Source organism: Yoonia sp. (assembly GCF_046292185.1).
Taxonomy (GTDB): Bacteria; Pseudomonadota; Alphaproteobacteria; order Rhodobacterales; family Rhodobacteraceae; genus Yoonia.
Genome location: NZ_JBKBQY010000090.1, coordinates 1 through 13,731 on the forward strand (window position 1 = coordinate 1; position 13,731 = coordinate 13,731).

14 protein-coding genes and 1 pseudogene are annotated in these 13,731 nt (G+C 61.7%); 12 read left to right on the plus strand and 3 right to left on the minus strand.

Annotated features, from left to right (window positions below):
- The 3 genes and pseudogenes from ACK4TM_RS14205 to ACK4TM_RS14215 all read left to right on the plus strand — a co-directional run.
- A pseudogene (locus tag ACK4TM_RS14205) lies at positions 1-495 on the plus strand (ABC transporter substrate-binding protein); the annotation flags it as partial.
- Between the two features lie 3 nt (positions 496-498).
- The gene (locus tag ACK4TM_RS14210) at positions 499-2,193 is read left to right on the plus strand and encodes an ABC transporter permease (protein WP_409702391.1); all 1,695 of its coding nucleotides are present in this window, start codon (positions 499-501) and stop codon (positions 2,191-2,193) included.
- Entirely contained in the window at positions 2,186-2,821 is a 636-nt protein-coding gene (locus ACK4TM_RS14215) for an ATP-binding cassette domain-containing protein (RefSeq protein WP_409702394.1), read from the plus strand. The genes ACK4TM_RS14210 and ACK4TM_RS14215 overlap by 8 nt, the downstream gene beginning before the upstream one ends.
- An 8-nt stretch (positions 2,822-2,829) precedes the next feature.
- Here the strand turns inward: ACK4TM_RS14215 and ACK4TM_RS14220 are convergent, their stop codons facing one another.
- The 3 genes from ACK4TM_RS14220 to crtD are packed head-to-tail and all read right to left on the minus strand — an operon-like array spanning position 2,830 to position 5,612.
- The gene (locus ACK4TM_RS14220) at positions 2,830-3,165 is read right to left on the minus strand and encodes a VOC family protein (RefSeq protein WP_409702396.1); all 336 of its coding nucleotides are present in this window, start codon (positions 3,163-3,165) and stop codon (positions 2,830-2,832) included.
- A 51-nt stretch (positions 3,166-3,216) separates the two neighbouring features.
- Positions 3,217-4,095 carry a carotenoid 1,2-hydratase gene (gene crtC, locus ACK4TM_RS14225; RefSeq protein ID WP_409702417.1) on the minus strand — a complete coding sequence of 293 codons (879 nt, stop codon included), beginning with the start codon at positions 4,093-4,095 and terminating at the stop codon, positions 3,217-3,219.
- Complete coding sequence (gene crtD / locus ACK4TM_RS14230; protein ID WP_409702398.1) at positions 4,050-5,612, minus strand: 1-hydroxycarotenoid 3,4-desaturase CrtD; 1,563 nt, start codon at positions 5,610-5,612, stop codon at positions 4,050-4,052. The genes crtC and crtD overlap by 46 nt, the downstream gene beginning before the upstream one ends.
- Positions 5,613-5,701: 89 nt before the next feature.
- Between crtD and ACK4TM_RS14235 the strand changes: the two genes are divergently transcribed.
- The 9 genes from ACK4TM_RS14235 (at position 5,702) to pufA (ending at position 13,720) form a co-directional block, all read left to right on the plus strand.
- Complete coding sequence (locus ACK4TM_RS14235; RefSeq protein WP_409702400.1) at positions 5,702-6,583, plus strand: polyprenyl synthetase family protein; 882 nt, start codon at positions 5,702-5,704, stop codon at positions 6,581-6,583.
- The gene (locus tag ACK4TM_RS14240; RefSeq protein ID WP_409702402.1) at positions 6,583-7,722 is read left to right on the plus strand and encodes a methyltransferase; all 1,140 of its coding nucleotides are present in this window, start codon (positions 6,583-6,585) and stop codon (positions 7,720-7,722) included. Before ACK4TM_RS14235 ends, ACK4TM_RS14240 begins: the two co-directional genes overlap by 1 nt.
- 118 nt (positions 7,723-7,840) lie before the next feature.
- Positions 7,841-8,779, plus strand: coding sequence for a chlorophyll synthesis pathway protein BchC (bchC, locus tag ACK4TM_RS14245; RefSeq protein ID WP_409702404.1), 939 nt, complete (start codon positions 7,841-7,843; stop codon positions 8,777-8,779).
- Complete coding sequence (locus ACK4TM_RS14250; RefSeq protein WP_409702406.1) at positions 8,776-9,780, plus strand: chlorophyllide a reductase iron protein subunit X; 1,005 nt, start codon at positions 8,776-8,778, stop codon at positions 9,778-9,780. The genes bchC and ACK4TM_RS14250 overlap by 4 nt, the downstream gene beginning before the upstream one ends.
- Before the next feature lie 116 nt (positions 9,781-9,896).
- Positions 9,897-11,483: a chlorophyllide a reductase subunit Y gene (gene bchY / locus ACK4TM_RS14255; RefSeq protein ID WP_409702408.1), complete on the plus strand. Its 1,587-nt coding sequence runs from the start codon at positions 9,897-9,899 to the stop codon at positions 11,481-11,483.
- Between the two features lie 82 nt (positions 11,484-11,565).
- Positions 11,566-13,026 carry a chlorophyllide a reductase subunit Z gene (gene bchZ, locus ACK4TM_RS14260; RefSeq protein ID WP_409702410.1) on the plus strand — a complete coding sequence of 487 codons (1,461 nt, stop codon included), beginning with the start codon at positions 11,566-11,568 and terminating at the stop codon, positions 13,024-13,026.
- On the plus strand, positions 13,023-13,247 hold the full coding sequence (pufQ, locus tag ACK4TM_RS14265) for a cytochrome PufQ (protein WP_409702412.1): 225 nt from the start codon (positions 13,023-13,025) through the stop codon (positions 13,245-13,247). The genes bchZ and pufQ overlap by 4 nt, the downstream gene beginning before the upstream one ends.
- Before the next feature lie 147 nt (positions 13,248-13,394).
- Entirely contained in the window at positions 13,395-13,550 is a 156-nt protein-coding gene (pufB, locus tag ACK4TM_RS14270) for a light-harvesting antenna LH1, beta subunit (protein WP_409702414.1), read from the plus strand.
- 17 nt (positions 13,551-13,567) lie between these two features.
- On the plus strand, positions 13,568-13,720 hold the full coding sequence (pufA, locus tag ACK4TM_RS14275; RefSeq protein ID WP_322893314.1) for a light-harvesting antenna LH1, alpha subunit: 153 nt from the start codon (positions 13,568-13,570) through the stop codon (positions 13,718-13,720).
- The last annotated feature ends 11 nt before the right edge of the window (positions 13,721-13,731 follow it).

Sequence of the window (13,731 nt, forward strand, 5' to 3'; positions counted from 1 at the left end):
GCGCTGACGCCCCATCTGTGGCGCGCGGGCCGTGCCTATCCCGCGACCGGCACCGCGATGTTCCCGCTGATCGCGGATGGCGAAATTGATCTGTCGATTTCCTTCAGTCCCGGTGCGGCATCGACGGCGATCACGAATAACGAACTGCCCGGTTCCGTGCGCACCTTCGTGTTAGACAAGGGCACGATCGGCAATGCATCCTTCGTGGCGATACCGTATAATTCGGGGGCAAAGGCAGGCGCGATGGTCGTCGCCAATTTCCTGATGTCACCCGAGGCGCAGGCGCGCGCGCAGGACCCCGCGATCCTTGGCTATGGCACAGTGCTGGCGATGGACAAACTGTCCGATGACGACCGCGCGCTGTTCGACACACTCGACCTGGGTATCGCGACGCTGACGCCGGCGGACCTGGGTGTCGTGCAAGCCGAACCGCACCCAAGCTGGATGACCCGGATCAGCGATGATTGGGTCACGCGCTACGGCATAGCTCAGTAGACCATGCAACGCCGCCGCCTGCTGCCGCTACTGCCAGCGCTGACCCTGCTGGCGATGCTGGGGCCGGTGGTGGCAGGGCTGTGGGGCACTGTCCTGCCCGCCCTGGGACATCTGCCGGCGGCGGGACTGCAAGGGCCGTCGCTGCAACCAGTCCGTGACCTGTTTGGTTGGGCCGGATTGCCGCGCGCCGTGATGTTATCGATCGGCACCGGGTTGCTTGCAACGGTGATATCGCTGGCCATCGTCATGCTGGTTACCGCAGGCTGGTCCGGGACGCGGCCATTCCGGATGCTGGAACGGGCGCTGTCGCCGTTGCTGGCCGTGCCCCACGCTGCGGCGGCGTTCGGTCTGGCGTTTCTGATCGCGCCCTCGGGATGGGTGGCGCGCCTGACTTCGCCGTGGTTGACGGGATGGGATCGGCCACCTGATCTATTGATCGTGCAGGACAGTTGGGGGCTTACGATGACCGCCGGCTTGATCGTGAAAGAAGTGCCTTTCCTGCTGTTGATCACATTGGCCGCTCTGGGGCAGGCCGATGCGCAACGCAGTGTGCGTGTGGCGCAGGCTTTGGGTTATGGGCGGCTGACGGGTTGGCTCAAGACCGTGTTCCCGCGCGTTTATGCGCAGATCAGGCCGCCTGTCTACGTCGTGCTCGCCTATGCCATGTCGGTGGTGGATGTGGCGATCATTCTGGGGCCGAACACGCCACCGTCCTTATCGGTCCAGATCGTCAAATGGATGTCACACCCCGATCTTGCCTTCCGGTTGGAGGCTGCAGCGGGTGCCTTGCTGCAACTGGCGCTGGTGATCGGCGCGTTGGTGATCTGGCGTCTAGGTGAGATGATCGTTGCAGCCTTGGGGCGGCGCTGGATCGCCTCTGGCGCGCGCGGCAGGGCTGATCCGGTGGTGGCCGGGGCTGCGCTTTTCACTGGAACATTCTGCGCGCTGGCGGTGCTGTTCGGGCTGATCGGATTGGCGATATGGTCATTTGCGGGGTTCTGGAGCTTTCCTGCCCCATTCCCTGACGAGATGACATTCCGAAACTGGCTGCGCTTTGGCCCCGGCACGCTGAACGCCTTGGGCGAAACCGCGCTGATCGCGGTGACCGCAGCAACGGTTGCGCTGATCCTGACCATCGGCTGTCTGGAGGCTGAGTACCGCCACAATATCCGCGTCAGCCAGCGCGCGGTCTGGCTGCTGTATCTGCCGCTGCTGGTGCCGCAGACAGCGTTCCTGCCGGGGCTGCAGACATTGATGCTGAACTTTGGCGCGGATGTCGGGCGGGTACCGGTGATACTGGCGCATCTGGTGTTTGTTCTGCCCTATGTGTTCCTGTCGCTCAGCGATCCGTTCCGCGCATGGGACACGCGGATGGGCGTAATCGCTGCTGCCCTGGGGTCCAGCCCTCACCGCATCCTGTGGCGCGTGCGATTGCCGATGCTGTTGCGCCCGGTCCTGACGGCGCTGGCGGTCGGGCTGGCCGTGTCAGTCGGGCAATATCTGCCGACATTGCTGATCGGCGGCGGGCGCGTCGTGACCCTGACGACCGAGGCGGTGGCGCTGGCATCAGGCGGTGACAGGCGCGCCATCGGGGTTTACGGGCTGATGCAGACGGGGGCGGCGCTGGTGCCCTTCGCGCTGGCGCTGCTGATCCCGGCGCTGATCTGGCGCAACAGGAAAGGTCTGCGGCATGGATAAGGGTCTGTCACTGCGCGATATTGCGATTTTCAACAATGGCGCGCCGTTGATCCGGGTGCACCACGACGTCGCCCCCGGCGATGTGCTGACGGTGATGGGGCCGTCGGGCGTGGGCAAATCCACCCTGCTGGCCTTTATCACCGGGACGCTGGCGCCGGATTTCCGCGCCACGGGTGAGGTCTGGCTGGACGGCCATGACATCACCCATGCAGCCCCGCATCAGCGGCGTGTCGGCATCCTGTTTCAGGATGACCTGCTGTTTCCCCATCTGTCGGTTGGGTCCAATCTCGCCTTCGGCCTGCCGCCCGGCGGGTCGCGCCGTACGCGGACCGCGCGGATCGACGCGGCCTTGGCCGAGGTCGGGTTGGACGGTTTCGCCGACCGCGACCCTGCCACCTTGTCGGGCGGGCAGAAGGCCCGCGTTGCCCTGATGCGGATGCTGCTGTCTGAACCCTGCGCCCTGTTGCTGGATGAACCGTTTTCGCGCCTTGACGCTGCCCTGCGCGCGCAGGTGCGCGACATGGTGTTTGATCGCGCACGTGCCCGCGCCCTGCCGGTGCTGCTGGTCACGCATGACGCCGATGATGCCGCCGCAGCCGGCGGCGCGATCATCACGCTGGGTGAATGATCGCTGGTTCAGCCTTCGGACCAGACGCCCATATCGGTGCCGCCCGGTTCGCGGAACTCGAACCGCCGTCCGCCGGGGAATTCATATATCTCTTTGGTGATCTGAGCACCTGCCGCGACCACCTGATCATAGGCGGCCTGCAGGTCGTCCGCGCGCAGAATGACCAGCGGTGGCGCGGCGGCGCTGCGTTCCAGCCCGCCACCGGTGCCCGCATTCCGGATATCGCGGTAATCCGGACCATAATCGGTGAAATCCCAGCCGAAGGCCTGCGCAAAGAAATCTTGCGTGGCTTCCAGCCGGGCACTGTAGAATTCAATATAGTCAATCTTCAGGTTCTGGGTCATGGCGAATCCTCTGTCGATGTCTCAGCAGTGTTCCTCCTTTGTTCTGTTGCGTCAAGCGTCCTGAAATGTCCATTTCCGTCGTCTGGGTACGCGGAAGGCCAGTATCGGCTTGATCAGGGGCGATGCATAGCGGTCCAGATCCAGCGCCTCATGCACGCCTGTCACGACTTCTCCGTTTAACTGGGTCTGCACGGCGGACCGGGCGTAGAACGGCGCATCCAGCATCCCCAGTACCTGTTTCGGTGTCACGCCGGGATCAGCGCGTGTTTCGCGTTTGACACGCCAGCCAGAGCGTTCAAACGCCACACGCGGAGGCGCACTGACGATGCTGGCCTGTCCGTCGTGGTCAAAGGCAATCGCCGTTTCGAGCGTCGTTCCATCGCGCCGCGTCGCGTCATAGATGCAGGTCGCCCCAACCTTGGTCGGATAGCGACCCCAGGTCCAGAATTTGAAATCATCCTCCAACGGGCGGGTCCCGAAATTGGCATCGAAATAGCCATGGCCGGACCATTGCCAACCTTTCGCTGCCAGATCGACCCTGATGTCCGACGACGGCGCAAAAGGCCGCCAGATATGCGCGCCGTCCGGGGTCAATGGTAATTCCACCGCTGTCAGCGCATGCGGTGTGATCGTGATCTGCCCCTGAACGCGGCTGATGATGGGCAGGCCGCTGATTTCATTGAGATCGATCACCAGTTCGCGGCCGTTCCAATGCATCGCCGATGGGCCGACCTGTAAGGTATCGGCGCTGGTGCGCAGCGCCTGACGCCCCCTGTCGGTCATCGCGAACCGCCCGCCGGGACCATAGGTGGCGACATTGACGCAGCAATGATTGGCCGGATCGCCGCGCCCTGACCAAGCAAACCACGGCGAAAAGACCGAGCCTATGAACCCGATGACGCTGACCGCTTTGGTGCCGCAGGTACTGATCCCGTCGATATACCACCAGGCGTAGCCACCGGGCGGGACGTCGAGCGCAAAGCAAGGTCGTTCAAGATCGCCGCGGCCGCGTGCTGACCGCAAAGCGTGGCCATCGGCACACCCGCCCCCGGATGCACCCCGCCTCCCGCCAGGTACAGCCCCGGCATCGCCGTGCGCACTGTCGGGCGTTGGAATGCCGCCGTCAGCCCGTGTGGGCTGCGCCCGTAAAGTGAACCGAGACTCGCGGGAAACAGGGTGTCGAACCCCGTCGGCGTCGTGAGGCTGTCGGGGCCCGGCTCCGGGCTGAATGTCAGACCGAACTGGCGCAGGCGGTTGAAGATGATGGTCTGACATTGGGCTTTCTCCTTTTCCGCATCGCGCAGGACAGCAGGGGCGTTCATGATGATCTCGAACCGTTGCAGCGCGTCGAGTGGACGGCTGCCGTGATCTTGCGCGCATATATACAAGGACGCATCAGTGGGCATTTGGTTGCGCGCGAGGGCGGCGAACTCTGCCTTGGGGTCGTGCCCGAAGAAGACGGTATGGTGCGCCAGATCGACACCATGCGGCACAGCAGCAAATGCGTACACATATGCCGACAGGCTGCGGGATTCCGTGCCTGCCGCAGACACCGTCTCAACGACGCTCTCGCCCAGAAGCCCCTTTTTCAACGCGCGCGGGTCGCCGTTGAACAGCACCGTATCGCAGGCAAAATGCCCCATGGTGGTTTCCACACCGCTGATCTGCCCGCCTTGCCGGGTGATCCGCAACGCCCGCGTGTCATGGTGAAATTCGACGCCGTGCCTTGCCGCCAGCCGGGCAATTGCCTGCGCCAGATGCTGCATCCCGCCTGCGACGGTCCAGACCCCCTGCGCCTCGGCCTGCCAGATCAGCGACAGGATCGCCGACGACTGATACGGCGATCCACCGACATAAGTGGCATACCGCCCGAACAATTGCGCCAGCCGCGAATCGCTGAAATGCGACCGCAACATACCCGCCAGCGACCGGTGCGGCGCCATGTCTGCGATCAGCCGGGGGTTGGACAGCACCATGCGCGTCACGGCCATCTGGTCGGGAGCGGCTGTCTGCATCATCGGCGCATTGAAGGCATCGAACAGGCGCTCGGCGCGTGCGGAAAAGGCGGTGAACTCCGCCGCGGCCATGGGGCCAAAGGCGGCGTGGACATTGGCTAGGCTCGCCTGCGGGTCGGCCATCAGATCAAGGCTGGTGCCATCATCCCAGAAATGCCGCGCAAGGGTCTGTAGCGGAGTCAGGGTGACATGGTCGTCCAGATTCGCCCCCACATCGGCGAACAATCGATCAAAGACGTCGCGCATGGTCAGCACGGTCGGGCCGGCATCGACTGGCCCTGCTGCTGACGGGATTTGCCGCATCTTGCCGCCGGGCGCGCCGTGCATGTCCACTAGTGTCACGTCGCAACCCGCGTGGCCCAGCCGCAACGCCGCGGCCAACCCGGCAATCCCCGCGCCGATGATTACGATCTTTTCGTGGGTGATGGTCACTTAGCTGCAGTCCCGTAATGTATCGTTTGATTTACATTGACATATGTAAACTAAATTAGACAGTATGGAATGCAGATAGGACAGATGCCATGAAAATTGCCGACCGGATCGAAACCACCATCTCTGCTGCAATCGCGCGAGGGCAGGGGGGACTCGCGCCAGCCAGGTTGGCGGCGGCGTTGAATTACGCTGTCACGCCAGGCGGCGCGCGGATCAGGCCGACGATCCTGATGTCGGTCGCGATGGCCTGTGGCGACGACCAGCCGCGGCTGACCAATGCGGCGGCTGTGGCGCTGGAGCTGGTGCATTGTGCCTCTCTCGTCCATGACGATCTGCCTTGTTTCGACGATGCGGACATGCGCCGGGGTAAACCGGCGCTGCACCGCGTGTTTTCTGAACCATTGGCGGTGCTGGCCGGTGACAGTTTGATCATCATGGGCTTTCAGGTGCTGACACGTACGGCAGCCGATGCACCGACGCGTGCGATTGCGCTGTTGGATATTCTTGGCACGCGCAGCGGCATGCCCTTTGGCATCTGCGCCGGGCAGGGGTGGGAAAGCGAAAGCCAGATCGATCTGTCCGCCTATCATCAGGCGAAAACGGGTGCCTTGTTCATCGCCGCGACGCAGATGGGCGCTGTCGCAGCCGGGCAAGAGGGTGAGCCTTGGGCGGAACTCGGCGCCCGTCTGGGCGAGGCGTTTCAAGTCGCAGATGACCTGCGCGATGCCCTGTGTGATGAGGCCGCGTTGGGCAAGCCCGCCGGGCAGGATGATCTGCACGGGCGGCCAAACGCCGTGGCGGTCTACGGCGTGCGTGGCGCTGTTCAGCGTTTTGACGATATTCTGGCCGGTGCGATTTCATCAATCCCTGCCTGCCCCGGCGAGGCGGCGCTGGCCCAGATGGTGCGTGCCTATGCCGATAGACTGGTGCCTGCGCGTGCGCGCGAAAACCGGACCGTGCCGGGCGAATAATGACGGATGCGGCCGTGACACATGCCCGCGCTGCCCCCGCAACCGGGGCGCGCAGGGCGTCGCGCCTGACACGGCTGGTTGCCAGCCCTGCGTTTCAGAAATGGGCCGCAAGATTCCCCTTGACCCGCCGCCTGGTCCGGTCCGAAGGCCAGGCGATGTTCGATCTGGTCGCAGGGTTTTGCCATTCCCAGGTGCTCTACGCGTTGGTCGTCCTGGATATCCCCCGCAAATTGCTGGCCCATGAACTGCCGCTGACAGCGCTTGCGCATCAGGGCCGCATGCCGACTGAACGGATGGCGGTGCTGCTGTCTGCGGCGACCGCACTGGGGCTGATCAAGCGGCGCCGATCAGGGCTTTATGCTCTGACGACGCGCGGTGCGGCGCTTGCCGGTGTGCCGGGGCTGGCGGGGATGATCGCGCATCATGATGTACTTTACCGTGATCTGGCCGATCCGGTGGCTTTTTTCAGGGGCGAGGTGACAACAGAGCTGGCGGATTTCTGGCCCTATGTCTTTGGCGCGGGGGCAGCAACCGACCCTCACAGCGCCGCAAAATATTCACGCCTGATGGCTGACAGCCAGTTACTTGTCGCCGATGACACCTTGGCCGCAGTCGATTTTCGTGGCGTAAAGCATCTTATGGATGTCGGCGGCGGCACAGGTGCGTTCCTGACGGCTGTGGGCGCAGCCTATCCAAAGCTTCACCTCACCCTGTTCGATCTGCCCGCGGTCGCCCCCGCTGCGCAGGACAGATTTACCGCCACAGGCATGCATGACAGGGCGCAGATCTTCCCGGGGTCTTTTCGTGATCAGGACCTGCCGCAGGGCGCTGACATGATCAGCCTGATCCGCGTACTTTACGATCATAGCGACGACACTGTGGCAGATTTGCTTGCTGCCGCGCACGCGGCCTTGCCGAAGGGCGGCCGCATCCTGATTTCCGAACCGATGACCGGCGGTGCCCATCCCCAACGCGCGGGGGACGCCTATTTTGCCCTTTACTGCATGGCGATGCGGACAGGTCGCGCGCGCTCTGCCGATCAGATCGGCGCACTGATGGTCAATGCGGGTTTCACCGGCATCCGCGCCCCGCGCCCCGCGCGTCCGTTCATTACCTCAGTGATAGAAGGTGTAAGGTAAAGTTTACACCTATACTGTCTAAATGAATTGACACACGTCGCCAAAAAGTTACACTGAACTCAACAAGACGCGCTGCGCAAAGGTCAGTCTGACCATCCGCACCGCGAGGGGAGAGATCGTGCAGACAACCGCCGTCATATTATCAGCGCCCCGCAAGTTGGGACTAGGTACAGTCGGAATCACGCCGCCCACAGGTGACGACATCGTTGTTGAAATACGCTATTCCGGCATTTCCACTGGCACCGAAAAGCTGTTCTGGTCCGGCGATATGCCACCCTTTCCCGGCATGGGCTATCCTCTGATCCCAGGCTATGAGGCTGCCGGCGAAATCGTCGAAGCGGGCAGCGACAGTGGTTACCGCGCGGGCGAGCATGTCTTTGTCCCAGGTGCGAATTGCTATCAAGGGGCGTTCGGCTTGTTCGGCGCTGCCGCGCAGACAATCGTGACCAAGGCGTCGCGCGTCACGCGGATTGACCGGGGTCACGGGGCTGGTGGTGCGCTGCTGGCGCTGGCAGCGACGGCCCGTCATGCCATGGCAGGACCGAATAAATCGGTGCCAGATCTGATCATCGGGCATGGTGTTCTGGGCCGCCTGTTGGCGCGGTTGACCATCGCTGCCGGTGCGCCTGCACCGACAGTGTGGGAGATGGACCCTGTCCGCATGACCGGCGCAGAAGGCTATCAGGTGCTGACGCCTGAAACCGACATGCGCCGCGATTATACATCCATCTATGATGCATCCGGCCGTGGCGATCTGCTGAACGACTGGATCGGCCGCATCGCCAAAGGTGGCGAAATCGTCCTGGCCGGGTTCTATACCGCGCCGCTGCAATTCGCCTTTCCGCCCGCTTTCATGAAAGAGGCCCGTTTCCGCATCAGCGCGGAATGGACTGCCGACGACATGACCGCCACCCGCGCGCTGGTCGAAAACGGCACGCTGATCCTGGGCGATCTGATCACACACGAACAACCCGCCGCGACCGCTCCTGCCGCTTACGAGACAGCGTTCAGCGATCCGGCCTGCCTGAAAATGATTTTGAACTGGGGAACCGCATGAAAGATGAAATTCCAAACCTGAAGGATTTTGATCAGCGCCTGCGTGATGAAGCCCATGAGGAACCAACGCTGGAAGTACCGCAGGGCGAACCCACATCGAAAACCCAGATCATTGCGATCTATGGCAAGGGCGGGATCGGCAAGTCGTTCACGCTGGCAAATTTATCTCACATGATGGCCGAAATGGGCAAGCGGGTCTTGCTGATCGGCTGTGATCCGAAATCAGATACAACCAGCCTGCTGTTTGGTGGCAAGGCCTGCCCGACGATTATCGAAACCTCCGCCAAGAAAAAGCTGGCAGGTGAAGAAGTCGCCATCGGCGACGTCTGTTTCAAACGCGGCGGTGTCTTTGCGATGGAACTTGGCGGACCAGAGGTCGGTCGCGGTTGCGGCGGGCGTGGGATCATCCACGGATTTGAACTGCTCGAAAAGCTCGGGTTCCATGATTGGGATTTCGACTATGTCCTGCTCGACTTTTTGGGCGATGTGGTCTGCGGCGGGTTCGGCTTGCCCATTGCCCGCGATATGGCGCAGAAGGTGATCTTGGTCGCCTCCAACGATCTGCAATCGCTTTATGTCGCGAACAACGTCTGCTCTGCCGTAGAATATTTCCGCAAAATGGGCGGCAATGTCGGTGTCGCCGGTCTGGTGATCAACAAAGATGATGGGACGGGAGAGGCGCAGGCCTTTGCCAAAGCCGTGAAGATCCCCGTGCTGACCGCGATCCCGCAGAACGATGATCTGCGCAAGAAATCCGCAAATTATCAGATAGTTGGCAGCTACGACAGCGAATGGGGTCCGATGTTTGCTGGCCTCGCCGATGCGGTTGGCATCGCGCCCCCTGTCCGCCCGACACCGCTGGATCAGGATGGTCTGTTGGGTCTGTTCGACAGCAAGGATACTGGCGGCGATTACAAATTGGTCCCCGCCACCGACATCGACATGCGCGGCAAGAATGCCGCCCCGAAAGAAACGTTGGAGGTCATTTATGATGACGCCTGATCCAACTCGTCAAGTTCGCGCGGAAGTGCGCCAGATGCTGGCCACAGCCCGCCCTGACCAATTGCAACGGCTGCTTGCTGATATCGCCCGCATTCCGGTCAAGGAGGCGCACCATTATGACGCTTGATCACCAGACCCAAGGATATGAAGTCGGCTATGACGAAGCCGGACAAGTCCGTATCATTGAAGGAGAGGCCGCCGATACGACGCCCGAAGTCGCACAGACAGCGCTGGCTGGCGGCTGTGCCTCAGGTGGCACGATGCAAGAGGCGGCCCGCGCTGCGGGCAAGTCCGACATTCTTGATCAATATGCCAAGGACTATCCGCAAGGACCCCATGACCAGCCACAATCCATGTGTCCTGCCTTTGGGTCTTTACGCGTCGGCCTTAGAATGAAACGTGTGGCTACTGTTCTGTCGGGCTCGGCGTGTTGTGTGTATGGCCTCACGTTCGTTTCCCATTTTTACGGCGCGCGCCGGTCGGTCGGCTATGTGCCGTTCAATTCCGAAAGCCTTGTGACGGGTAAATTGTTCGAGGATATCCGCGAGAGCGTCCATGAAATGGCCGATCCTGATCGCTATGACGCGATCGTGGTGACCAATCTGTGTGTGCCGACAGCCTCTGGCGTGCCGCTGCGGTTGCTGCCGCGTGAAATCAACGGCGTGCGGATCGTCGGCATCGATGTCCCCGGTTTCGGCATCCCGACCCATGCCGAGGCCAAGGATGTGCTGGCTGGAGCGATGCTGAATTACGCCCGTGAAGAGATCAAGGCAGGCCCTGTCGCCCGCCCCGTGGGCGGCAAATCTGACCGTCCGTCTGTGGCGCTGCTGGGCGAGATGTTCCCCGCCGACCCGATGATGATCGGCGCGATGCTGGCCCCGATGGGCCTTGCCGCAGGTCCCGTCGTTCCTACCCGCGAATGGCGCGAGCTTTATGCCGCGTTGGATTGCGGTGTCGTGGCGGCGATCCATCCGTTTTACACTGCGTCGGTGCGTGAATTTCAGGCTGCGGGCCGCAAGGTCATAGGCTCCGCCCCTGTCGGTTATGACGGCACCGCAGCATGGCTCGCCGCGATTGGTGAGGCTTATGATGTGCCTGCCGCGCAAGTGGCTGCCGCGCAAAACGCTTTCCTGCCTGCGATCACCGCCGCCCTTGGGGGCGCGCAGATCAAAGGCACTGTGACGGTGTCGGGCTATGAAGGTTCTGAATTGTTGGTCGCGCGTCTGCTGATCGAAAGCGGCGCGAATGTGCCCTATGTCGGCACCGCCTGTCCGAAAACGCCTTGGTCCGCCGAGGACGCCGCTTGGCTGGAAAGCCGTGGTTTGAAGGTCAAATATCGCGCTTCATTGGAAGATGATCTGGCGGCGGTCGATGCGATCAATCCTGATCTGGCGATTGGTACGACGCCTGTCGTGCAGCACGCCAAGGAACGCGGCATTCCAGCGCTTTATTTCACAAACCTGATTTCGGCGCGGCCTTTGATGGGGCCAGCCGGTGCCGGATCGCTGGCGCAGGTCGTCAATGCGGCGATTGCGGGCAAAGAGAAAATGGACACGATGCGCGCCTTTTTTGAAGGTGTGGGTCGCGGCGATACTGCCGGTGTCTGGGAAGGGTCGCCAAATCTGCGCCCGGATTTCCGTGCTGCACATCAGAAAAAGCTCGACAAGCAGGCGCGTGCGGCTGCGGCGGAGCAGATGATATGATGGTGTTTTGTGGATGTGTCGCTGGGGGTTCCGCCCTCGCTTCGCTCCCCCGGAGTATCTTGAACAAAGCGAGGATCGGATCATGCTGATCATGGATCACGATCGCGCGGGCGGCTATTGGGGTGCAGTTTACGCGTTCTGTGCCGTTAAAGGCTTGCAGGTCGTCATTGACGGGCCTGTGGGCTGCGAAAACCTGCCGGTGACATCCGTTCTGCATTACACCGACGGTCTGCCGCCACATGAATTGCCGATTGTCGTCACCGGGCTGGGTGAGACCGAGATGGGTGAAGGCACCGAAGTCGCGATGAAACGCGCCTGGGATGTGCTTGATCCGGCGTTGCCTGCCGTTGTTGTGACAGGGTCTATTGCAGAGATGATCGGGGGCGGCGTGACCCCGCAAGGCACCAATATCCAGCGGTTCCTGCCGCGCACGATTGACGAGGATCAATGGGAAGCCGCCGACCGCGCGATGACCTGGATCTTTACCGAATTCGGGATGACCAAAGGCCGGATGCCGCCCGAGAAGAAGCGCGCCGACGGCGAGGCGCCGCGCGTCAATATCCTCGGGCCGATGTATGGCGCGTTCAACATGCCATCCGATCTGGCTGAGATCCGCCGCCTGATCGAAGGCATCGGCGCAGAGGTGAATATGGTGATGCCGCTGGGTGCCCATGTCGCCGAAATGCGTAATCTGGTGAATGCGGATGTGAACATCTGCATGTATCGCGAATCTGGCCGGGGTTTGTGCGAGGTGCTGAATAAGCCCTATCTGCAAGCGCCGTTTGGGATCGATTCCACCACGAAATTCCTGCGCAAGTTGGGTGAGCTGACGGGGCTGGACCCGGAACCATTCATCGAGCGTGAAAAGCATTCGACCATCAAACCAGTTTGGGATCTGTGGCGATCCGTCACGCAGGATTTCTTTGCCACGGCGGAATTCGCGATTGTCGCGAATGAAACCTATGCCCGTGGCATCCGGCACTACCTTGAGGGTGATCTAGGCTTTCCCTGTGCCTTCGCCGTCGCGCGCTGCCGCGGCAAGAAGACCGACAATGATGAAGTGCGCAGATTGCTGCATAGCAAGCGTCCGCTGATCGTCATGGGGTCGATCAATGAAAAGATGTATCTGGCCGAAATGAAGGCCGGACATGGGCCAAGCCCGGTGTTTATCCCCGCCAGCTTCCCCGGTGCCGCGATCCGGCGCGCCACGGGCACGCCGTTCATGGGCTACGCCGGCGCGACCTATGTGCTGCAAGAGGTCTGCAACGGCTTGTTCGATGCCTTGTTCCATATTCTGCCGCTGGGCACCGATATGGATGCGACGGACGCCACGCTGACACCGTTGCGCCGCGATTTTCCCTGGGATGCGGATGCACAGGCCAAGCTGGATGAGATCGTGGCGACACACCCGATCTTGACACGTATTTCCGCGGCGAAATCTCTGCGCGATGCCGCAGAGCGCGCCGCGCTCGACGCCGGCAACGACAGGGTTGTGCTGGAAACCGTCGAGACACTGCAACAATCCCCTGGAGGACGCAAATGACTGATTTTACCACAGATGCCCCGATGATCCGGACGCGCAGTGCGGCACCGAAACGGGAGTATTACGCTTATTTCGCGCTGATCTTTGTGGCGACGCTGCCGCTGGCGATCCTGACATGGGTGCTGTTTGCCGCCCGCCGGATGGAACTGCCAGAGCATGGCCCCGTCGCCAAAGCCTGGACCCAGGCACGTATCATTACGCCGCATATCTTTAACGGATGACGCCGCGGCGCGACATTTGCCCCCACAGGGGCATCAAGACCTTCGTCATTCCCCCCCGGGATGACGGATCGGGGCAGAGGAATAGCTTCTGTCGTAACCCGGCCGCGGGGGCTGCGCGGTGTCGGTATTTATTTTTGGAGACAAAACATGGCTGACAAAACTGACCTTTCGTTCACAGGTCTCACTGATGAGCAGGCCCAAGAGCTGCACGCAGTATATATGAGCGGCTTTACGATCTTCACGATCGTCGCTGTCGTCGCGCATATCCTGACGTACATCAAGCTTCCTTGGTTCAACTGGTAAGAAAAGGAACATATACAATGGCACAATTCTACAAAATCTGGCTGATCTTCGATCCACGCCGCGTTTTCGTGGCACAGGGCGTGTTCCTTTTCCTGCTGGCAGTGATGATTCACCTCGTCCTGCTGAGCAATGAAAGCACCAACTGGTTCCAGCGCGCCTTTGGCGGCTGATCTGCGTTTTC

Excerpts from the sequence above, each read along its gene's own strand:
- ACK4TM_RS14250 (WP_409702406.1), top strand. The coding sequence starts at position 8,776 with ATGAAAGATGAAATTCCAAACCTGAAGGATTTTGATCAGCGCCTGCGT.
- bchY (WP_409702408.1), top strand. The coding sequence starts at position 9,897 with ATGACGCTTGATCACCAGACCCAAGGATATGAAGTCGGCTATGACGAA.
- bchZ (WP_409702410.1), top strand. The coding sequence starts at position 11,566 with ATGCTGATCATGGATCACGATCGCGCGGGCGGCTATTGGGGTGCAGTT.
- ACK4TM_RS14210 (WP_409702391.1), top strand. The coding sequence starts at position 499 with ATGCAACGCCGCCGCCTGCTGCCGCTACTGCCAGCGCTGACCCTGCTG.
- ACK4TM_RS14220 (WP_409702396.1), bottom strand. The coding sequence starts at position 3,165 with ATGACCCAGAACCTGAAGATTGACTATATTGAATTCTACAGTGCCCGG.
- pufQ (WP_409702412.1), top strand. The coding sequence starts at position 13,023 with ATGACTGATTTTACCACAGATGCCCCGATGATCCGGACGCGCAGTGCG.
- pufB (WP_409702414.1), top strand. The coding sequence starts at position 13,395 with ATGGCTGACAAAACTGACCTTTCGTTCACAGGTCTCACTGATGAGCAG.
- ACK4TM_RS14215 (WP_409702394.1), top strand. The coding sequence starts at position 2,186 with ATGGATAAGGGTCTGTCACTGCGCGATATTGCGATTTTCAACAATGGC.
- ACK4TM_RS14235 (WP_409702400.1), top strand. The coding sequence starts at position 5,702 with ATGAAAATTGCCGACCGGATCGAAACCACCATCTCTGCTGCAATCGCG.
- ACK4TM_RS14240 (WP_409702402.1), top strand. The coding sequence starts at position 6,583 with ATGACGGATGCGGCCGTGACACATGCCCGCGCTGCCCCCGCAACCGGG.
- pufA (WP_322893314.1), top strand. The coding sequence starts at position 13,568 with ATGGCACAATTCTACAAAATCTGGCTGATCTTCGATCCACGCCGCGTT.